20 protein-coding genes and 2 CRISPR repeat arrays are annotated in these 21731 nt (G+C 30.8%); of the genes, 3 read left to right on the top strand and 17 right to left on the bottom strand.

Going from position 1 to position 21731, the window contains the following annotated elements; genetic code table 11:
• Nucleotides 1–10: 10 nt before the first annotated feature.
• The 9 genes from cas5b to J5G60_RS03970 form a co-directional block, all read right to left on the bottom strand.
• A complete protein-coding gene (cas5b, locus tag J5G60_RS04010) occupies nucleotides 11–751 on the bottom strand; it encodes a type I-B CRISPR-associated protein Cas5b (protein ID WP_150357938.1) in 741 nt (246 codons plus the stop codon).
• A gap of 3 nt (nucleotides 752–754) precedes the next feature.
• A complete protein-coding gene (locus J5G60_RS04005; protein ID WP_150357937.1) occupies nucleotides 755–1693 on the bottom strand; it encodes a type I CRISPR-associated protein Cas7 in 939 nt (312 codons plus the stop codon).
• Nucleotides 1694–3463, bottom strand: coding sequence for a hypothetical protein (locus J5G60_RS04000; protein WP_150357936.1), 1770 nt, complete (start codon nucleotides 3461–3463; stop codon nucleotides 1694–1696).
• A gap of 17 nt (nucleotides 3464–3480) precedes the next feature.
• On the bottom strand, nucleotides 3481–4191 hold the full coding sequence (locus J5G60_RS03995; protein ID WP_150357935.1) for a hypothetical protein: 711 nt from the start codon (nucleotides 4189–4191) through the stop codon (nucleotides 3481–3483).
• Between the two features lie 460 nt (nucleotides 4192–4651).
• Nucleotides 4652–4828: a hypothetical protein gene (locus J5G60_RS03990; protein ID WP_190972231.1), complete on the bottom strand. Its 177-nt coding sequence runs from the start codon at nucleotides 4826–4828 to the stop codon at nucleotides 4652–4654.
• 130 nt (nucleotides 4829–4958) lie between these two features.
• A complete protein-coding gene (locus J5G60_RS03985) occupies nucleotides 4959–5363 on the bottom strand; it encodes a nucleotidyltransferase substrate binding protein (protein ID WP_150357934.1) in 405 nt (134 codons plus the stop codon).
• Nucleotides 5350–5649, bottom strand: a complete 300-nt coding sequence (locus tag J5G60_RS03980; RefSeq protein WP_150357933.1) for a nucleotidyltransferase domain-containing protein — start codon at nucleotides 5647–5649, stop codon at nucleotides 5350–5352. The genes J5G60_RS03985 and J5G60_RS03980 overlap by 14 nt, the downstream gene beginning before the upstream one ends.
• A gap of 121 nt (nucleotides 5650–5770) precedes the next feature.
• The gene (modD, locus tag J5G60_RS03975) at nucleotides 5771–6613 is read right to left on the bottom strand and encodes a ModD protein (protein ID WP_150357932.1); all 843 of its coding nucleotides are present in this window, start codon (nucleotides 6611–6613) and stop codon (nucleotides 5771–5773) included.
• A gap of 19 nt (nucleotides 6614–6632) precedes the next feature.
• On the bottom strand, nucleotides 6633–7799 hold the full coding sequence (locus J5G60_RS03970; protein WP_106011153.1) for an RNA-binding domain-containing protein: 1167 nt from the start codon (nucleotides 7797–7799) through the stop codon (nucleotides 6633–6635).
• Between the two features lie 207 nt (nucleotides 7800–8006).
• Nucleotides 8007–8821: direct repeats of the CRISPR family, unit length 29 nt; unit sequence GTTTCAATTCCTTATAGGTAATCTAAAAT.
• Nucleotides 8822–10021: 1200 nt separating this feature from the next.
• Here J5G60_RS03970 and J5G60_RS03965 point away from each other — a divergent pair.
• The 3 genes from J5G60_RS03965 to J5G60_RS03955 are packed head-to-tail and all read left to right on the top strand — an operon-like array spanning nucleotide 10022 to nucleotide 10915.
• Entirely contained in the window at nucleotides 10022–10207 is a 186-nt protein-coding gene (locus J5G60_RS03965; RefSeq protein ID WP_150357931.1) for a type II toxin-antitoxin system HicA family toxin, read from the top strand.
• A gap of 56 nt (nucleotides 10208–10263) precedes the next feature.
• On the top strand, nucleotides 10264–10659 hold the full coding sequence (locus J5G60_RS03960) for a type II toxin-antitoxin system HicB family antitoxin (RefSeq protein WP_150357930.1): 396 nt from the start codon (nucleotides 10264–10266) through the stop codon (nucleotides 10657–10659).
• A gap of 49 nt (nucleotides 10660–10708) precedes the next feature.
• Nucleotides 10709–10915 (top strand): tyrosine-type recombinase/integrase, encoded by a 207-nt coding sequence (locus J5G60_RS03955; RefSeq protein WP_150357944.1) that lies wholly within the window; start codon nucleotides 10709–10711, stop codon nucleotides 10913–10915.
• A 163-nt stretch (nucleotides 10916–11078) separates the two neighbouring features.
• Nucleotides 11079–12745: direct repeats of the CRISPR family, unit length 29 nt; unit sequence GTTTCAATTCCTTATAGGTATTCTAAAAC.
• A 203-nt stretch (nucleotides 12746–12948) separates the two neighbouring features.
• Here J5G60_RS03955 and cas2 read toward each other — a convergent pair.
• The 8 genes from cas2 to J5G60_RS03915 form a co-directional block, all read right to left on the bottom strand.
• The gene (gene cas2 / locus J5G60_RS03950; RefSeq protein ID WP_150358642.1) at nucleotides 12949–13212 is read right to left on the bottom strand and encodes a CRISPR-associated endonuclease Cas2; all 264 of its coding nucleotides are present in this window, start codon (nucleotides 13210–13212) and stop codon (nucleotides 12949–12951) included.
• Nucleotides 13213–13215: 3 nt separating this feature from the next.
• Nucleotides 13216–14208, bottom strand: a complete 993-nt coding sequence (gene cas1b / locus J5G60_RS03945; protein WP_150358643.1) for a type I-B CRISPR-associated endonuclease Cas1b — start codon at nucleotides 14206–14208, stop codon at nucleotides 13216–13218.
• A gap of 9 nt (nucleotides 14209–14217) precedes the next feature.
• Nucleotides 14218–14691, bottom strand: a complete 474-nt coding sequence (gene cas4, locus J5G60_RS03940) for a CRISPR-associated protein Cas4 (protein ID WP_442870509.1) — start codon at nucleotides 14689–14691, stop codon at nucleotides 14218–14220.
• 30 nt (nucleotides 14692–14721) lie between these two features.
• Nucleotides 14722–17238 (bottom strand): CRISPR-associated helicase Cas3', encoded by a 2517-nt coding sequence (gene cas3 / locus J5G60_RS03935; protein ID WP_236035119.1) that lies wholly within the window; start codon nucleotides 17236–17238, stop codon nucleotides 14722–14724.
• Nucleotides 17226–17984, bottom strand: coding sequence for a CRISPR-associated protein Cas5 (gene cas5, locus J5G60_RS03930; RefSeq protein ID WP_106010412.1), 759 nt, complete (start codon nucleotides 17982–17984; stop codon nucleotides 17226–17228). The genes cas3 and cas5 overlap by 13 nt, the downstream gene beginning before the upstream one ends.
• Before the next feature lie 4 nt (nucleotides 17985–17988).
• A complete protein-coding gene (locus J5G60_RS03925) occupies nucleotides 17989–19056 on the bottom strand; it encodes a CRISPR-associated protein (RefSeq protein ID WP_150358645.1) in 1068 nt (355 codons plus the stop codon).
• 2 nt (nucleotides 19057–19058) lie between these two features.
• A complete protein-coding gene (locus J5G60_RS03920; protein ID WP_150358646.1) occupies nucleotides 19059–21086 on the bottom strand; it encodes a TM1802 family CRISPR-associated protein in 2028 nt (675 codons plus the stop codon).
• 282 nt (nucleotides 21087–21368) lie between these two features.
• Nucleotides 21369–21557, bottom strand: a complete 189-nt coding sequence (locus J5G60_RS03915) for a transposase (RefSeq protein WP_150358647.1) — start codon at nucleotides 21555–21557, stop codon at nucleotides 21369–21371.
• Nucleotides 21558–21731: the final 174 nt, after the last annotated feature.

Here is a 21731-nt window from a genome sequence, read left to right as displayed (position 1 = left end):
TTTGTAAATCTTAAAAAAAATATAGATTTTTATTCATTTCTTCATCTTTATACAGATGTACTCCTCCGCTACCTGATTCTATATACATATTCGTCTGCGTAAAATCTGAAAACTCATATTGATTTAAGTCCCTGTCAAGAGCTACCGGCAGACATTCAGTGTACTTCCATGCCGTATCTCCTTTTTCATCCTGGTATTTGTCTATTTCAAAATATTTTGTTTCAAAAATACTGTCTATTTTATCCACATTATTTATTTCCTCGACTTCCAGCTCCCTAACCCCTGTAATATCTGCAAAATGATCATTTTTACCAAGATAAGGAATAAACACGGCCTTATTATTTTTTATCATATCTGAAAACTTCTCTGTGATATTATCTATTTTTACATAAATGAGCCACTCTGGTTCCTGCAGCCACTGTTCTTTTACTATGAGATTTCCTCCACTCTCCTTACTTGCATATCCAACAGAATTATTGAAGGTCTGGACTTTTTTTGTTATATAACCATGTTCATTGAGAGGCACTATTGAAACCTTAGAGTTTCTGAGCTTTTCATAGAATTCAGGGTAAACATTATTCTTAAAATCCAGGCTCTGTGCGTTATAGCCTCCAAGTCCAAGCACACTTCCAATTATGCCTAGGAGGGCTATCTTGTGTATATTGCCATATGTAAAATAATAGTAAGTATTCACATCCGGCTTTTTAAAAAATGCAGTTTTCCCGGAAAGCTTGAACCTAACTACCTTCATTGCCTAAACCTCTTTTCTTGTAAAGATATTGAATTTTTTAGCTCCTTCCGGCATCCTGCTTAATTTCAATTTATAGTTATTATAGTAAATTTCTATGCTTTTAATGTCTTCTTTGATTCCCTGTAAAATTCCATTTAGTTCTGCTGCAAAAGTAATTGAATTCTCACCATTTTCATCTTTATCAAAATTCATAAATTGAGTCAAATTGGGAAGATAAGTTTCTTCATCTGTTTCTATAAATAACGAAAATTCATTTTCACATCCCGCTTTTGCATTGGTATTAAGTGCCGTAGCTCCTATAAGAGCACCCTCTTTAAATTTTCTGTAATCATCTTCCGTGTATCCCTCCGTCACTCCCATATCCACATAATCTTTATAAGAAATAGGGTTTATATAAAAAGGATACAGGTAATGGGCTTCGTCACTTACAATCTTTGTGCCCAGGGTACTTTGATTTGCCTCTTTTGCTTCTTCATTATCCTTTACCTTTCTGTCGCTCCTGAAGGGAGATAATATCTGCTGTTCCTCTGTGCTGGAGCCCCTGTACACATTAAATCCCTGGCCTATCTGTACAGCTCCTGTAAGTGATATATTATTCCCTTCCTCTGCAAACGTAGCCCCAAAAGACTTTACATCTAAAGCTGAAAAAAGATTCTTTAATATAACTGTACTTTCATCTTTTTTTGTAAGAGTGGTATTAAATACCTGGTTATACCTCTCTTCAAGGGATCTTGGCCTTATCTTATCCTTGTCCGTCTTAAACGATTTTATGTAGAGTATTTTTTCTCCATTATCTTCCCAGTACTTCTTTATACTGTATTTAAGTGCCTTGTCACTTCCAAATATAGATCCGTCACCTATTGTTTTGGGATAGCCGCCAAAATCAGCATTCCAATTTGCCATAATGGACTTGATACCAATAACACCATACACTCTGTTCATTTAATTTTCCCCCTTGTTCGTATCATTATGTTTTTTATTATTATCCTCGGATTTTTTATATATCAGATTAGGACATAAAAATCCAGCTATTATAAGATCCTTGTCAATTTCACCTTCAGGTTCATAGGATAGCACCATATAGTACATATTGTTGAATCTAAAGGATGATTGTATTGCATAATCATACTTTATAAAAAGTGCCCTGAGCTTATCCCTTACAACTTTAACATTTCTGGCATTGATTATAGTATTTATAAAAGAATAGTTTTTACTTGCAGATCTGTTCAGACTATAAAAATAATTCAAAAGCTGTCCTATACAAAAATGATATTCTCTGTCACTCTCAATTTCCACTTCATACTTCTTGTCCTCTTTTATATTTATTTTTCTATCTACATTCTTTCGAACATTTTCAACTACTGCTCCCATTTTCTCTCCCCCTTTTCCATCATTAAAATAGCCAAGTACTGCATGTCTTAAATTAAATTGATTTATTGCCCTGTTTACATTTCCCTTACTTATGGAATTACATAAAAGATATAGTGTCATTCTATTCCAGAATTTACTTACTAAAAAATCCTCTCCTTTATAAAACCAGGTATAAAACCCATACCTGTACCTTAAAAGACATTCTTTAACCTTTGCATCATTTAAATTTATATCTTTTGCATCCGTGAAAAAATTATTTTCCAAATACTTATTAAAAAATATTTCACTTATTTTTCTTTTCAGATCACCTATATCACTTAAAATACCCAAAGACAGTTCAAAATTTTTGCCAATTCCTCTATCTACTATGGGAAAAACCTCTATATCCTCTTTTAATTTATATCTGTATTCAGTTATTGAATCATAGTCTGCAATTTCCACTTCCTTTCCCTTGTTTATTCTCAAGAAATATCCTCTAAAATCAGTCTTCCTATTATCTTTATAATTTACAGCCTCTATATCATCACCAACATATATATAGTTTTTCCTTTCTGCAGAATAGTTCAACAGACTATCAAATAATTTTTTTTCCATTGAAACAGTACTGGAATCTACGAGTACCGGCAATCTGCTCTTTCTAGTTTTATTATCAAGATAAGGTTTTTTTGAATTCAATCCCATATTAAAATCCGGCAGTCCATAAACTTTATCTCCAATTTTAATATTATATTTTGTGCTGTTATAAACATTGGGTATTATGTATCGCTGGCTTTCTCTCTCATAGTTTTTCTGATCAGTACTGTAGAATAATTTAAGATAGGTTTTGTTTAAATTTAAGCGTTCTGCTATTTTATATATGTTTTGTTTAATCCAGTTTCTAATTTTATCTATAAGTTCTCCATCTGGCTTTCCCTTTTCTTTTTCAAATTTTAAATACAGTTCCAGACTTTTAGGTTTGCTTTTATATTTACTTTCAGGATTTTTTAGAATATCATAGTATCTATCTATTACCTTTACATTCAATTTTCCACTAGTTGAATCCAAATTTTCTTTTTTTACATAAAAAGCATACATATTATTGCTATGTACTATCTTACCAGAATCAATAGGCTTGTTCATTGAAATAAGTCCGCTTACGCAGTCCATCTTTGCAAATTTTCTATATCTATCCTGAAATCTATCTGTTTCTTTATCCACCTTGAATATTTCTACATCTTCTCCCCGATCTTCCAATGTAAATTCCACATAATCTCCCGGTGATAAAATATAGTTGTCTATAATCAGGGCATCACCGTTTTTTTGATATTCTCTACTGAATATACTGCAGATTTCATTTATCAAATACAATCACCTCCAAATTATCTAATATATTGGTAATTCATAAACCCACAACCTCTTGGGCACATATCCGCTGCTCCTGTCCCAAGAAGCATATAGGCAATACTTTGAGCATCACTATTTGTTTCAACACTTAGAGTTACTTTATCCCCAAGAATTTTCTTACCCTTGAAATCAACTGCTATAGGCTTTTTATTATCTATTTTCATATAGTTGAACAGCTTTAAGTTTTTGTCCAAACCTTCCCCAGTTAAAACCTCGTATTTCTTTATACTGGTTGTCCTTATGTATTCAAAAAATTCATCTTCAGTATATCCATTCCTCCAGTATATAATTTTTTCGCTGCCCGGCATTTTCACCATCAGGGGAGTTATACTATAAATTCTATCTATAGGTTTTTTATATATGTTTTTGCTCTGGCATGTAAGTACTTTTAACTTTGATGTATATTCATTTGCTAAAAATTTTAAAAAGTGATCTCTTAATTTAAAACCTATACATCTCAATTGGAAATTATATATACAACCTTTTTCATATATTTTAGTTTTCATATTCAACGGATACAGGCTGTTAAAACAATAGTTTTTCATTTTATTCTCTTCATGAAAATCCTTTAAATCTTCATTCCTATAAAAAGATTTGTCGATTAATTTACTCAGAGCCTCCAAAGCTTCTTCTACTGTAATATCCTGTAGAATATACACTTTGACGTTTATCTCATGTACTTCCATAATCCACCTCCATTTATTTGTATTTTACATTACTAGGAACAATTAGCTTATATAATATTTCATTCGATTATTTTTTGAAAATTCCTGCCTAGAAATAGGATTTTTTGTAAAACTTAATATAAATAGATATTTTTATATAATCCCGTTTAACTAAGGATCTGAAATGATAATTAATAAAAATAGTGCTTAATATTACTAAAATTTTGCACATATTATACCTCCAATAGATTTCCTTATATTTATATACTATGTTCTTAACTCATATGTATTACATATATAATAAGACTGATTAATATTTTATTTCAATAATAATACCCTACAATTAGGACCTGTTTATTACAACACTTGTTACGGTTCAACAAACTCTATACATGACATGTATAAAAAGACATTTAAACACATTCAATGTTATGGTTCAGTTATTTTAGGATTTTTTCTTTATCTCCAGCCAAATATATAATTAAGAGTTAACTTCTTCATATTCAATCATTGTATCAGTCAAATTACCTGATTTCAAATCATTATAAAACTGCTCAAATATTATTTTCTGTTCTTCTGTTGTCCCATATTTCAATATTCTATTTCCTTTTTCATCAAAAGTAGTTGCTCCTATAAGTTCTTTTGGCATAGGTATCATTTTCAAAGCTCCTCTGTTTTTCAAAAACGGTTTAGATATTTTTCTATTACTAAACAGCCTTAGATCCCTCACTAGACTGCTTCTACTGATTATTTTAATTATCTATCTTATATAAAAGATAATATCAATATTATAAATACTTCTCCTTTCTTTCAACTATTTTATCTTTAAGCTCATTCAAAGCATTTACATATTTGTCTTTTATATTTTCACTGATTTCTACGGCACTGATCTCACTATACATATGTGATGTAAGATTTCTGTCCTTAAGCATATTTATCCATAATTTTTCATCTTTAATTAATCCTGCCGAAAATGCTTCTCTCAATACAGATTTGGGAGAATTCAACCCTATTAGTCCTTCATCTTCAAAAACCTCTTTCAAAGTTTTCCATGCCAACTCAAATGTAAGCTCAAACCTCTGGATTAATCCATCCCTTAAAAGTTCATTTTTCCCATCGTATTGCAGCAGTCCTTCCTCCAATTTGTGCAATGCCTTAATAAAGTTATTTAATTTATTATCATAGGGCTTCATATATTACAACACCATCTCTTCCAATGTTCTCTATCAATTTCTTGTCCGTATTGCTGTTGACAAATATAATATCCAATTTTAACAATGTATCCATGTCATCCAGCTCAAAATATATTTTGCCCTCATCTTGAAAATTTTCATCACAATATACAGCCAAATCTATATCACTGGTTTTCTTATTATCACCTCTGGCCCTGGAGCCAAATAGGACAATTTTATTAACTTTATACTTCGTGCCAATTTTTGAAATTGACTTTATTATATTTGCGTCTAAATTAATCACCATGCAAATACACTCCTGTTACTTTTCTTTACTATAAATAGTACATAATAAAAAAGTTGTCCATTTTACTGATATTCATTCAATAATATCATATCTACCTGCAATATATTTTTTTCGCAATCTACTAAATAGGCACTATCCTGCACCCAATGTCTATAGGTCCTGCATAATACATTGAACTGGTCACAATGGCATCAACTCCAGTTTTTGCATATTCCACAATATTACTTTCATTAATTCCTCCAGCAGCCAAAATTGTGATAGAAGGGTCGATGTCTCTAAGAATATGTACATGTGACTTTAGTTCATTCCAGGAAATTTTATCAAATTGAATACCATCGATGCCATTTTTGCAAAGTTGAACAGCCTGGTTTAAATTTTCCACCTCTGCTATTATCTTTTTCTCACAGGCCCTGGTCTTAACATTTTTTAATATTTTAATTAGTCCTTCAACACCGCCTAAAAAATTCAAGTGCTGCTTAAAAATCAATATGGTTTCTGACAATCCCAGTCTATGTGGAAATCCGCCCCCTGCAATAACCGCCTTTACAGACAATTCCTTTGTCCCAGGAATAACCTTTCTTGTAGCAGTAACCTGTACATTGGGATTTACACGAGAAACCTTCTCCACTAATTTTTTTGTTTTTGTAGCAATACCTGAACTGTACTCAAGAATATTTTGAGAAACTTTCCATGCCATATGTAAATCTTCAGAGTTCCCCTCACCTTCAAGAAAAATTTGATCTTTCTCTATTATACTGCCTGAACTACAGGTTTTGGTTACATCTATATTTAACCTATTCAATATTTTTACAACTTCTTCCATACCACAAGCAACAGCACTTTCTCTTGAGAAAAATTGTATTCTACCCCTCTGACCGTTAATTCCTAAAGCTAAAGTTGTCAAATCAATATAAGGAACATCTTCTTTTATAAACCTATCAATAAGTTCTTCTGAAATATACATTCATAAAATCTCCCCTTATTTACAATTCATTTTTATATATGCTAAGAATAAATTCTTCTCCTGACTCCTGCAAAAGCGGTTCTTTTGCACCTTTATCCTTCATTGTTTTAATTATCATGGGAATTCCTCTGCCCAATTGATCTATATATCTCATATTTTCCATATATTTTACTAAAAATGGGTTTCGGGCATAAGATACCCCTATCTTCATTTTTTCAATGGTAACAGTATTAGGCAGTTTTCCCGGGCTATGAAACTCAATACGATCATCAAACATAAAAATTCTTATCTTGGAGCCTAAAATGCTGTAATTTCTATGTACAAGAGCATTTACAATAGCTTCTCGAAGTACCAGTACGGGATATTCTTCTCTTTCTTGCCTTCTCAACTGATTAATAGTTGAAGGATTCTTCATATTGTTTTTTAATATAACCAACATCTGCTCTGCTATATCCTGTAACCTGCCGCAAACAATCTTTTTATCTATAAGCTCATCTGTTATTTCATTTCCACGGAAATGTGCAAAGCTAATGCCATTTTGAGGCATAATATTATCTGCATTCTTTCCAAATATCAGCAAGCCACCTACAGAACACATAGCTTTCCCCTCTACTTCTTTCAATATATCTGCATTGATCAATATTCTCTCTAAACTTTTTTTGTCTTCTTCATATAAATCAAAAGTATTGTACTTTAAAAAATAATCTCTTACTATGTCCAGATTTAAATCTTTTACAGAAGTATCATAAACTGGTGATATATCAAAATGAATACTTCCATTAGCTTCAAACAATCGCATTAGTTCCTCTCTTGATGCTATTCGTTTTGTAGTTCCCACTCTTATATAATATTTATGATCAACTGTATAATAAGGTTTATTCAATCCTTTAGGAATATTAACTACTGATATCCTTAATCCATCTAATTCCACACTCTCATAAACAGGAATTATATTAGGTATGCAATTATTTCTGCACACATTCATAATTTTCTCTTCTATGTTTTTATCAGTTATTCCCTTTATTTTACCGTCATCAGATACACCTATTAATATTGTCCCGCCTTCACTATTAGCAAAAGCTACAATTTCTTCCGCCAATTCTTTCGCCTTTATGCCTTCCTCTTTAAATTCTATATATGAATTTTCTCCATTTTCAATTATATTTAACAATTCAACTCTATTCATGACAAAATCCATCCTTACTCAAAACATATTTTAGACATTAGCTATGAATTAATTATATCATATTTATTTTTACATTTATTCATAATATTAGAAATAGCATGATTTATTATACATCTCATGTTAATGTTCAGCCAATGTAAAACAGTCATTTTTATTCGTAATTTGTTAATTATTTTCATGGTAATTTGGTCAAACTTTCTTTTAATTTTAAACATTCCTTATAGGTAATCTAAAATGGTATTATATTGCTAATACTCGCCTATACAATTAGGTTTCAATTCCTTATAGGTAATCTAAAATTGAATAAATAGGGTTAAGTATTGAAAGGGGATTATATGTTTCAATTCCTTATAGGTAATCTAAAATTGTCATGACATATCAGAGCAATAATTAATTTGCAAGTTTCAATTCCTTATAGGTAATCTAAAATTAAAATTATACCTTACAGTATTAAACTGGTTATAAGGTTTCAATTCCTTATAGGTAATCTAAAATATACTGGAACTAACGATTTTTAATTTTGCCTTTTTGAGTTTCAATTCCTTATAGGTAATCTAAAATCCTAACATGGGAAGTCATTGGTATAACTTTGTTAAACGTTTCAATTCCTTATAGGTAATCTAAAATTATAAACCCGAACAATATGTAAAAAACTGAATTTTAGTTTCAATTCCTTATAGGTAATCTAAAATATTTCCTACTGCAGCATTGATTTGATATTGCCACGAGGTTTCAATTCCTTATAGGTAATCTAAAATCCAGTTATATAACTCTTGATGGGATACTTGAATATAGGTTTCAATTCCTTATAGGTAATCTAAAATTAGATGTTCAGAACCTATAATAGCTGCGCAAGCATAAGTTTCAATTCCTTATAGGTAATCTAAAATCATGCGACATATTGAAGCTCTCTGCTATAGTTCTTGGTTTCAATTCCTTATAGGTAATCTAAAATCTCCTTTTAAGACCTGTTAAGGTCATTTTTTTTATTATGTTTCAATTCCTTATAGGTAATCTAAAATCCATTAAATAAAGCATACATCAGCTTGTCCAAAATTGCAATATTCAGGAAAATCTTTAGAAGAATTTCAAAAAACTAATCTCAGGCCGCTAATTAACTGCAGACGTAAAAATCGTCGACCTCTGATAATTTTTACTCTATTCAGGGTCGACAACATAAAATTTAATACAGTTCTAAAACATTTTTTAACTAATCTCTCATGTCGAGGTTCAGCATTCTGCACTTTAAAATCAAAATCCTCAGGTGCAGGATTTAAATACATCTTATGTTAAGGTTCAGCAATGTAAAACAGCCATTTTTTATTATATGCTTTAAAGTCGCATAAATAAAGAGTTCCTTTAAAAATTTTCCAGGTATTTTTAGTTTTCTGAAATAAATATAGAAAGGCATCATAATACATTGTGAATTAACAGTTTTTGCTGTCTTCATTTATAAATTAGGTTGGAAACCAAATTTACAATATTTTTCATGATAATTACATAAAAATATAAAAAAAACCATTGTACAGTAATTTACTTATATTTTATTTATATCTCCAAGGAATGGCTTGCCCGAGTAATGATACATTTCTTTATCTCATGCATCCAAAGCTCTGTGAATTTTCAAGTCAATACTTCATTTATAGGCTATATCCATAAGTTTCCTTAAGCTCTCATCGGTGTATCTCACGCGTTTCAACTCCTCATAGGTATTCTAAAATCTTTAGACTTGTCAATCCCAAAAGATTCATATCTCTTATGTTTCAATTCCTCATAGGTATTCTAAAATCAAGAGCTAGAAGCAAAAAGTAACAAAATACTAGCTGAGTTTCAATTCCTCATAAATAGAAATGAGGTGTATATAATATGTGGCACATTCTATAAATGGGGCAAATGTATGATTTTCAACCCCGGTTTGTCGGTAATGTGTGCCAATAAAATATAACTGGGGGTGGTGTTTGTCCCCGATTTGTCCCCAACCATATAAAATAGACATAATTCGGAGGAGATGCAGAGATGTGTCTCCTCTTTTAGTTTAAATACATCTCATGTTGAGGTTCAACTTTGGTCAAGTAAGAACCTTAACCTTATTTAAAAACAACATTTGTTGCAGTTCATGAATTTATTATAGCATATTTTTAAAAATATTTTAAAGAATCTTCTAAAAACTATTGGCACGCTCTCCAACGTGCGTTATAATATAATTGTAGGGAGGGAAGGAAATGAATGCAAGGGAGGTAATAAAAATTCTAAAGGCGGATGGATGGATTGAGAAAAACAAAAAAGGTTCGCATAGACATTTCATTCACCCGACAAAGAAAGGAAAAGTTCAAGTACCATACCATGGACATAAGGATTTGAAAGAAACAACATTGAAGTCAATATTCAAGCAGGCGGGGCTAAAATAAAGCCCTCACCACTTGAAGATTCAAATAAATAGTAAATCAATAAGGAAGTGAATAACATGGATAAATATATGTTCCCGGCAGTGTTTCAACCTTGTGAAGAAGGTGGATATTCTATATACTTCCCGGACTTGCCTGGCTGTATTAGCGAGGGCGACACCCTGGAGGAGGCTCTTGCAATGGCGAAGGACGGCTTAGAATTGTTTCTCTGGAATATGGAGGATGACAAGGAGGAAATACCAGAGCCAACGCCGCCGGAGAAAATAAAAATTGAAGATGGAAATTTTGTTGTTCCTATAATTGCAGATATGAAGCTTGCGAGGGCTCAGATGAACAACAAAACTGTAAACACCAACGTGACAATGCCGCAGTGGCTAAAGTATAAAGCTGAGGAAAATAAAATTAATTTTTCCCAGTTACTACAGGAAGCAATAAAGCAGAAGCTAAACATCTAATGTATTCCCTGCCCTACTCTGGGTGGGGAATTTTTTTTAAAAGAATAAGATACGCCACGTAAAACTCCATGGCCTGCGTCATACAAGTGCTACGTATCTCCTGGAACATGGTGCCACCGTAAAATCTATCCAGGAAAGACTTGGACACTCAACCGAAAAAGTTACAGAAGACACGTATCTGCGTGTTACGAAGAAAATGGAAAACAAAGTTGTTCAGGAATTCGACCAGTTCAAGGACATATTTGAAGGTAAATAATTTTGTCCCCAATTTGTCACCAGCCGGGCATATGCAAGATTCCGACATGCCCACAATGCAAGTAATATCAACACTTCTAGAAAAAAGTATTTTTGATATTACTACTCCTCATAGGTAATCTAAAATCTAGGTTTAAAGGGCAGTCTAAAGGCTATTACTCGGAGTTTCAATTCCTCATAGGTATTCTAAAATCACAATTGCTGCAGAGAATTTACTTCTTACATTTACGTTTCAATTCCTCATAGGTATTCTAAAATCAATGACAATACTGTGTATGCATGTGGTTATAACAAGTTTCAATTCCTCATAGGTATTCTAAAATCAAAATTATTTTTCAAAATTTTTACACCCCCCGGCCAAAGTTTCAATTCCTCATAGGTATTCTAAAATCGCCACGGCAACAAGCCTAATGAGTTAGGCACAAGGAAGTTTCAATTCCTTATAGGTATTCTAAAACACCCGCAACCATAGTAACTAATACTTATCTGGATAGCCGTTTCAATTCCTTATAGGTATTCTAAAACAACAGAAGTTTCTCTTAACACGATACCATATATATGTTTCAATTCCTTATAGGTATTCTAAAACTGTATCTGCATCTTACCTTTTTATAACTCTCTTCAAAGTTTCAATTCCTTATAGGTATTCTAAAACAAGGAACAAAAGAATCATGGGTGGCTATGGAAAATGGTTTCAATTCCTTATAGGTATTCTAAAACTAAAGCTTACTCTTTGCAGAAAGATATCAGTATTTAGTTTCAATTCCTTATAGGTATTCTAAAACCTTTCCGCGAACATTTAAAACTCCTTTCTAGCAAAAGTTTCAATTCCTTATAGGTATTCTAAAACATAGTAGAAGCAGAGGATATGATACAAGACGATATAAGTTTCAATTCCTTATAGGTATTCTAAAACAATCTTGCCACATAATGAGCCTGCAAGCCTCTTAAGTTTCAATTCCTTATAGGTATTCTAAAACCGAATTTGATTTTACGTATAACAAAAGATTTATTGCAGTTTCAATTCCTTATAGGTATTCTAAAACCAAGTGTCCCATCTACCTTACTTGAATCTTTTAATAGTTTCAATTCCTTATAGGTATTCTAAAACTTTGTCCCCTTCAAATTGATATAGTACAAAGGCTAAGTTTCAATTCCTTATAGGTATTCTAAAACATAATTTTTGCCTGTCATTCAACTCTTGATTTTCAAGTTTCAATTCCTTATAGGTATTCTAAAACAGGGAAGTAGCTTCTATGTTCCATTACAAATAGCCTTGTTTCAATTCCTTATAGGTATTCTAAAACTTAATTTAGCCACAAATGTTTTAGATACCCCATCAATGTTTCAATTCCTTATAGGTATTCTAAAACAGGGACGACAAGGGAGTCATAGCACTGCCAGATGGATGTTTCAATTCCTTATAGGTATTCTAAAACTGGATATTAATCAGTTTTCCTGCTTGTTTTTCTGGTTTCAATTCCTTATAGGTATTCTAAAACTGAAACTTGATGTAATTGATTTTCTAGGCTAAGGGGTTTCAATTCCTTATAGGTATTCTAAAACCAGCTAAATACAGAAGTAATGGTAAGGCTGATATTCAAGTTTCAATTCCTTATAGGTATTCTAAAACGAACTGGCAGCAGGTATAGGAAACAGCGGAGCACAGAGGTTTCAATTCCTTATAGGTATTCTAAAACCCAGATGTAGGGATAGAGTATTATATAGAAATGTGGTTTCAATTCCTTATAGGTATTCTAAAACTAAAATATACTCTAATATAGAAGGTGATGAGTATATTAGTTTCAATTCCTTATAGGTATTCTAAAACCCATCAAATAAAGAATACATCAGCTTGTCCAAAATTGCAATATCCAGGAAAATTTCTACAATAGTTTCAAAAATCAATCTTAACCCGCCAATTAACTGCAGGCATAAAAATTGTCGACCCTCGGTAATTTTTACTCTATTCAGGGTCGACGACAAAAAAATTAAGATAATCCTAAAATGTTTTTGAAAATTAAACAGGCCATTTCATAAAAATATATCCTGTTGATTTTTCGACACTCCAAGAACTTCCCTATTAGAATATCTGGTACTTTTAAAGGTATATATTATCACTGAATCCTCACTGTTTACCATGATATCAGAAAGCTGGCACTTTAATTTCTTTAAATTAGCCATGCTTATGTCTCCTTCAAAAACAGAATTTTGAACCCAGGTTAAATATTTTCTACATGTTTTAAGAGCACGGCCGACACGTTTTTCTCCAAAATCATAGACAAGTATTACAAACACCAATTACCACCTCGCAACAAAACCACTATACGGCTCATCTTCAGTTATATATTTTTGAAGTTTATACAATTCAAGCCTTATTATACGTTTGTAGCTGACAGTAGTTCCTATTTTAGGGTGCTTTATTGTGGTTAAAAGTTTATTGTTGTACTCCTCTATAAACTTTTTTCTTCCTTTATCATTCAACATTATACCATTAAAATCAGATTCAAAATCTTTTTCCGTCAATTCATTTCTGTTGAGAATAGTGAAGATAGTCCTATCCACTATTATGGGTTTGAATATTTCAGCTATATCAAGATTAAGTGAAAAACGCCTCATATTTGTGGAGTGAAGGTATCCTATCCTGGGATCCAGCTGGGTTTGGTATATTTCACCCAAAACAGTAGTATACATCATGGAATTTCCAAAGCTGATAAGTGCATTTATCTTGTCCCTTGGAGGACGCTTGCTTCTGACTTTAAAGGCAAATTCCGGATTCTTTATTATCTTTGAAAAACATCCATAATACTCCTGCCTCATGTTGCCTTCAACTGCCATAAGTTCTTCTATGGTCCGGCAATTTTCCATAAACTTTTTCTTTTCTGCTATATCCTTGAGTTCTGGTTCAACATCCACACCCCTGCTGTTATAATACTTCAAAATCACAATTATGTTTTCCGCTGCAGTCTCTATTATCATCCTGGCTATTTTAAGCCTCTTTTCATAATCAAGGTAATTTTCAGCCTGCTTCAATATTACGTATCCGGAGTTTAAATGCTCTCTTGGGTAGAAAGTTCCAGTATAATATCCATAATAATTAAAAAAATGTATACATATTTCTTTTTGGGATACAAAATCAAGAAATTTCTTATTTAAATTGATTTCACCAAACACCCAGATATTATTTAGTTCCTCCACGGGCAAATATTTTTTCTTTCCACTTGTTTCAAAAAACACGGTATTGTCTTTTCTCTTTAAATCCCCATCATTAAAAATGTAAATATCCTTTTTCATCTCTGCCTCCTATGAATAACAATATTCCCTATAAGCACAATTCCTGCAAAACCGTATCTTCTCAGCAGAAGGAGGATGTTCAAATGCACATATCTTTTCTATATCCAGGCACATTTTTTGAAGGCGCTCCCTGGATTCATCAGTAAGGTTTACTTCTGTCCTCTTTTTCTCCTCCGGATATAGCAAAACCCCTTTTGTTTCTATTCCGGCTTCTTTTAACTGATTTAGATAATACATAAGCTGCCATTTTGAGGCCTCAGCATATTTAGAAGTTTTCTTTGTCTCCCCAATTGTTATCTGATTTTTGGATCTGAAAAGCACATCGAATTTAACGTTCCCAAAGCTGATTTCCTTGCTGTTTCTCTTATATGTACGTTCATGTATAAAACGGCCTATGTCTATATTTTCATCCTGTTGATCAGGCACTATGCCTCTGGACATAAGCCAGACCTCCCGCTTGCACACATTGTAGTACCAAAGCATGGTTCCATTGACCATACAAAAACACCTCTTTTAAAAAATATATGCATCATTATTTTTACTTTTATATCCTGTATCTTTATCATAATATTGATCAATTTGATCTCTAGGAATCCAAAATAAATTGGATTCAGCTCCACCTCTTGTCTTAAATTCAATAGGTCTATTATCCTTAATTCTTGTTAATCTAACCTGTATAATATAATCGCTCAATTTACCGTTAATCAATTTAAGAAGCGCTTTTTTTTCATAAAAACTTATATGCTTTCTGTATCTAATCGCTAAATTTTCATCTATATCAATAATTCTTAAATCATAATCAATTTTGTCACCAGACTTTAAAACTGCCTCATAAGCATCTGCAATCTTAGAAGCTTTTGCATCATTTTCAACGAATACATCCACTACATCTTCTAGTTTATCTATCAGTCTAAATTCTTCAATAACATCAAAATTTAATCTCAATATTCCTTCATCCCATATAGTTTTTGATTCCTTATAAAATCCATCCTCCTTCAATTCCATATCATAATATTCTTCTGTTAATTCACCATACTTATCTTCATGAATTTCAGGATATTTTTTTAAAATACCTTTTGTTAATTTCAAATTCATTAATTGGTATACATAGTCATTATCATTCTCAAGCTGTACAATATATAAAGGGCAATATTCTGTTTTTTCATTTTCCCTATTTATTCTGCCTGCAGTTTGTATTATTGAACATATAGGGGCAAAATCTCTAAACCCCATATCAAAATCCAAATTGACACCTGCTTCTATAGTTTGTGTTGATACCAAAATAAGAGGAACTTTGCTTTTTAATTTTTTCTTTAGTAAACCAATAACTTTTTTTCTTTGTTGTGGAATAATATTGGTGGACAAATAATATACTTCTGTGTTTATTCCAAGATCCTTAATTTTTCCTTTCAATTTGTTATATACTTCTATACTTCTTTTTATTGTATTCACAACAATCAAAACTGATTTTTTATTATCCCATTTTTCAAACATCAAAGATACAAATTCATCATTAGTCAATTTTTTGCTCAATAAAGGAATAAGTTTAGTTCTATGCAAATTATGGAAATAATCCTTATAGTCATGGAGTAATTGAATCGAATTGTCAATTGTAGATTCATCCTTTAAAATTAATTTGCTGAATTCAAGAATTTTAGGCTGAGTTGCAGTCATCAGTATAAATTTTGTACCATAGTATTGATTCATCTTTTTAAGAACTGCCCCAATCAGCGGCATATATTTTTCCGGAACTGCCTGAATTTCATCAAGTATTATAATACTTCCTGACATTTTATTTAACTTCTTAAGCGGTTTATTTTTACCTGTAAATATGGATTGAAAAAATTGAACAAATGTTGTAAGTATAACGTCTCCATCCCATGCTTCTACATCAAGCAACGCTTTATCAAGGGACATATTTTTATTATTTACGCTTTTGATATTTGAAAAATCCGAAAGTCTATGATGAATAATCAATTTGAGTTCGTTATTAAAAACATTCTTATATTCTATTTTATTTTGCTCAATAATGTTTATAAACGGAATTGCAGATATAATTCTTGGATTATAATTCATGATCTTATTTATTCTTTTCTGAAGTATAAGTGCACATTCAAGTGATGACAAGGTTTTGCCTATTCCAGTTGGTGCGGTAATAAAGAAAAATGCTGTATTGACTATTTGAGTATCTGAAAGATTATTTATTACATTAATCATTGTTTTTCTTGATTTGTTTCTTTTATCATTTAAATCAATTTTACCTCTATTAGCAGGCTTTGAATTTATATATTTTTCAACTTTGTCAGGAGAAACCCTCTTAACTTTATCAATATTAATCTGCGAGGAATTTATTTTGTCATTATCAATCAATACGGAAAAAATATATATTATAAAGAAGAACAAATAATCTTTCTCAAATCTTCCTCGATTTACAAGAGTAGGTATTCTGGTAAACAGTCTGTCTTTCTTTAATTTTTCAATTTCAAAATGTTTATCTTTTATTTCGTTCTCCAAATTACTATCTTTTAATATTTGAATTTTATTTTTAAACAAATTATCTCTTTCAGTCAGTAAATTATCCCATACACTATTTTCACGACTGATGCTAAATAAACTATTGTCAACTTTTAAAGCTTCATGATGAAGTCTGACCACAACATAGCATAAAAATTTTAAAATTTCTTCCTCAGTTGAATTATTATTGCTACCTAAAACTTTATCTTTTAAAAAAAGATAAATTATACACGCGGAAACAGGTGCATGACTCCTAAACCTGGAATCTTCACCCTTAATAAGATAATCCTGAAAATAGTTTGTATACTTTCCCATATCATGCAAATATCCTATCCAATAGCACAGATCTTTCATTTTGCTATTGGAAATGACATCAAAATTTACTGTTGGAGGTATCTGATATTTCGATAATTCAGCAACAGATTTCAAATGTTCATTTAATAACTGTTTTGTATCTTTATTTTTATCATAATGAGCATAGTATTCCACTTTATCACTTCCAATCAATTTATCCATACAATTGAAGTACCATTGTTTAATTCTATAGACTGGTTTATTTTTACTTTCACAGCTGTACCATTTAAATTTACTAAAACATCGTTCAACCCATTTTGAGTTATCTCCCTGTTATTATCAAATTCAGCAGGAATTTTTTCCTTAATCAGCTGCAATGGCTCATCTATTTCATCATCAATTATTAACTCCAGTTTTCTATTCATCGGAATAATTGAATTCATCATTTTTATTCCTTCTCCATGCTGCTCCCCCTCAAAAATGTCACAGGGCTCTATCCATCCAAGATTAAAAGCAGTTCCCAATCCCAAGGATATTCCCTTGCTCAAATATATAGGCTCATTGCATCTGCATATGTCTACTATTTTTTTCATTATGAAATCATCTTTATGATGAACCCATATTTGATAGCATAAGCAATTATCTCTTATATTTTGAGGTACAATAAACTCAAGATTTGTCTGACTGTGATTCTCTTGACTTCCATTAAAATCGTTTTTTCCTTTAATCATAAGATAATTTAATTTCTGCATAACTTTTTTCAATGGGCTGCAAATAGCAATTGCAATATCACATTTATCTAAAGAAAAATCCTGATAATAAGTATCCCTTTCATAGCCAAGCAAACCTGCTATAATTCCTGTTACAGTTGTTCTCGGAGGTATACAGTAGGATAAAGCAGTTGAATTTGAATAATATTTTCTGAAATGAGCCATTTTTCCCTTTAAGTAAAAAGAAAATATTTTCATAGCATCATTCCCCCACGTTCTTTATAGGTGATAATAAATCTATATCTTCAAATCTAGGAATATTTATAAGACTATTTTTATCTGCAATTGGATTGAGCCAACCTATCACATTCTTTACATATCCCCTTCTTTTTAAAAGATCAATTACATTGGAAAGATCACTAAAATCTACTTTTAAATCATTCAATGATCTTATAGGCCTATTTTCATCATAAGTTGCCTTAGTCGCCTTTATAAACCTTCTTAAATCCCCGAGATATCCATCAAATTCAGGTTTGTATACTACTTCAAAATAAAATAATGGAAATTGGCCCTGTTTACTATCCGTTTTATTGGCCATGATACTCTGAACAATTGCTTTTCTGAATATATCCAGATCTTCAACCGTCATACCTGTCTTCCTTGCACTATACTTATTTACTGTACCATAATGGGCTACAAGGGCATAATATATCTTATATTTATTTCCAAATGTAGAGTTATCATTATTCATTATTGAGGTTATACTATTGGATTTAACAAGTTCCACAGGATGAAGTGAATATCCCCAATTCATCTGTATAGGTCCTGTATACGTTTTATTTACATTTTTAACTGCCATAGCACTTCCAAAAAGTCTTATATCAATCAATTCTCTTTTAACTATTTCTGTTAAAAAAATATCATTAAACTTGGATAATTCCTTTTTTTTCTTTTTATCATCCGCTGCTTTTTCATAATTTTCTTTAAAATTTTCATCAGGATACTCTAATGCATTCCATGTCTTTTTTATTTCATCATTCTCCATGAAAAGCCTCTGAATTTTATCATCATCACCAAACCATTTATTCCTAATATGTTCAAACATCGTATCCATATCAACATTTTTATTATCGATCAAATCAATAAATATAGAAAATCCTTTATTTTTAAGGAAATCTCTAATATCCCTTTTCCTTCTTGCATCACTCACAAGCAGAGTATTTGTTTCATAATCCATCCTTGGCTTATTCTCCTGATCAGGATCTCCGTTACAATTGGAAAATATTCCCTCAAATCCAAATAAAAAATCACTGTTACACTTAATAATCATAATTATTTTCCCTCACTTTCATTATCCTTTAATTCTTTATTTTGTTTTTTTATATTACCTACCATGTAAGAATATCCCGCCATAATATAAAACACATTGGCCTGATCGCTCAATGCCCAATTTTTTTTATCTAAATCCAACACCCCGGAATATAAATGAAATCTATTCATATATGCTTCATTAAATATGTCTAATGCATTATACTGGTTTAATCTTTCAACAACATCATTATATAATCTGTAAATCTCTGGGCACTTCATGCCCTGAAATTGTATTTTCTTAAGTATGGGTTTGGTCTTATGCCCACGTTTCCACTGCTCATAGGCTACTTTATTAATCAATATACCTAAATAAAATAATGCTTTCGCCTCATTTGAAAACTTTTGTGAAGACAAGAATTCTTCAATTTCATTTATCGATTTATTAACATCATCTGACATGGTATTTATAGTACCCATTTCATCCCTCTCCTCTCCGTTAAAAACTTCTCTATTTAATAATTTCAATTCCTGTAATGATTTAAAAAATGCAATATACTTCATAGTGATATTTTGAATAAAATAATCTTTTGAATCAATTCGTTTATAATACTGTAATTTCATATTCCTATAATTATCCATTAATTTCTTATCTAGCTGCTTACAGCCCTTTTCCATAGCTTCATTTGCATATGAATATATATTTTCGCTGTCTATTATCTCACCGCACAAGATTGATTTATACAAGTCCAAAACTCGTCCAATATTTATCTGATTATGCTTTTTATCTTCACGTACAGGAATTATTCTATATACATCACTTATATGCATAATATTAGTTTTTTCTCCATATCTGAGTGAATTATCACCTAACGATTGAATTATCTTTTCAATTCTGAGTGTTGGTACATCTTCTATAGTTTCAATTACATCAATTGAATTTCCATCTGTTCTATATACTATAAAATTAACGCTATAAAATTTAACATCATCAAATACACTCGAATCCTCAGTAGTTTTAATGAAATCCTCAGCTTCCGTATCATTAAACAGTAAATCCACCTTATTTTTTAGTTTATAAATCTTTTCATAATCAAAATTGTTATCTATCCCCTCCGGCAAAATAAATGCAGATTCACCTGCAAGTTTTCCAACAAATTTTTGATTTATAATATTAGCGCCGGACATCAATTTTTTATAACAATTCTGACAAAATGAATAATTATCATCATGGTTGAAATTTTTATTTATCTGAGAATAATTTTTAGTGGTTATAGTAAATACTTTGTTTATGTTCACCCTTGTAAATTTTCCTGAATATTCAGAATTTACATTTGCTTCATTCTTACCACAAATATAACAAATTTTACTTTTACTATTTTTTTTACTGGAATCACAATCTCCAAGATTTAAAGCAATTTTAACAAGTTTTAAATAATCTTTATGCTGTGAAATAATTATTTCATTTTTATCTTTAACAATAATAGGAACAATCATAGCAAATTTATTTTTTTTATTATTATTGTCTATAAATTCTCTGACGAAATTATCAAAACTTATCTTCTTTTTATCAATAAATAAATTTTTCTGCTCTAAAACAATATCTTTATCCTCATACCCTTTAATCTTATTTAAGTTTACACTTCCATAGCCCTTTTTATTTTCAATTTTAATCAAATTTCTTTTCTCAAGAAGTTTTAATAATTCAGCCAGTTCACATTTTTCCATATCATATTTATTAAGACAACCATATAAATCACTAAAGCTACTTCCCAAAAGATAATTTAAACTTTTTATATCCCTGGTCATATAAAATTGTGCAGCAGCTGCAGAATTATTTTTAAAGTAATAATATTTATAACATGATTCTTCAGTATATGGCTCTTTAACATCAAAATATATATCGTTATCATTAATGTCAAATATTAGATAAACTACAAATGGATTATCACCATCTTTTATACTAATCTTTTTAACTATAGAAGAATATTCATTTTGATTTCCATCTTCACAACTTGAACCTATATAAGCTGTTAAAAAAGGTATATTCATTGATCTCACCTCCGTAAATTAAATTTATATATTTCAAGCTAGAGTCTCATACCCAAGGCTTCGATACAGCCTTTTATAATTATAATATTTCAAGTAGCTGTTGTTTCCAATTAGAACAGTCTGTTTGGAAGCTGGAAGTCCTCTCCGCTTAAAATTGCTCATGAAAATGTATTCACCAAAACTGAAATTAGAGACTAGATTTGTTTTTCATCCACTCATTCTGAGCTGTAAGCTTGCCAATTTGTTTATACAATTCGTCTATCTTGTCCTCATATTGTTTTTTCATATATTTTGCCTTAGATGCTTTTTTTCAAAAAGCTGTGGAAAATTTTTTATAGCCTCTGTTTTCCATCTAGTAAGCATGTTAGGATTAACTTGATTTTCAGAAGCTATTTTACTTAAAGTATATTCTCCACAAAGTACCTCCAGTACTAATTTTGCTTTAAATTCAGGGCTGTAATTCCTTCTCATATGCTTCACATCCTTATAAAAATATTATAGAAAATCACACTAAAAATTAAACATTTTTTGTTTGAACTTTTGGATTTATTTTAACTTTTATGTCTAACTAATACCAATCATAAAAATAATCTTCATCGATTAGCTATTTTAAATAAAATTACATACATATTAAAATTACAATAA

It is taken from the genome of Clostridium sp. HV4-5-A1G, assembly GCF_900184915.1.
GTDB classification, from domain to species: domain Bacteria; phylum Bacillota; class Clostridia; order Clostridiales; family Clostridiaceae; genus Clostridium_B; species Clostridium_B aromativorans.
Note: the sequence above shows the minus strand (reverse complement) of the source record. Positions and strands in the feature narration are given on the sequence as shown.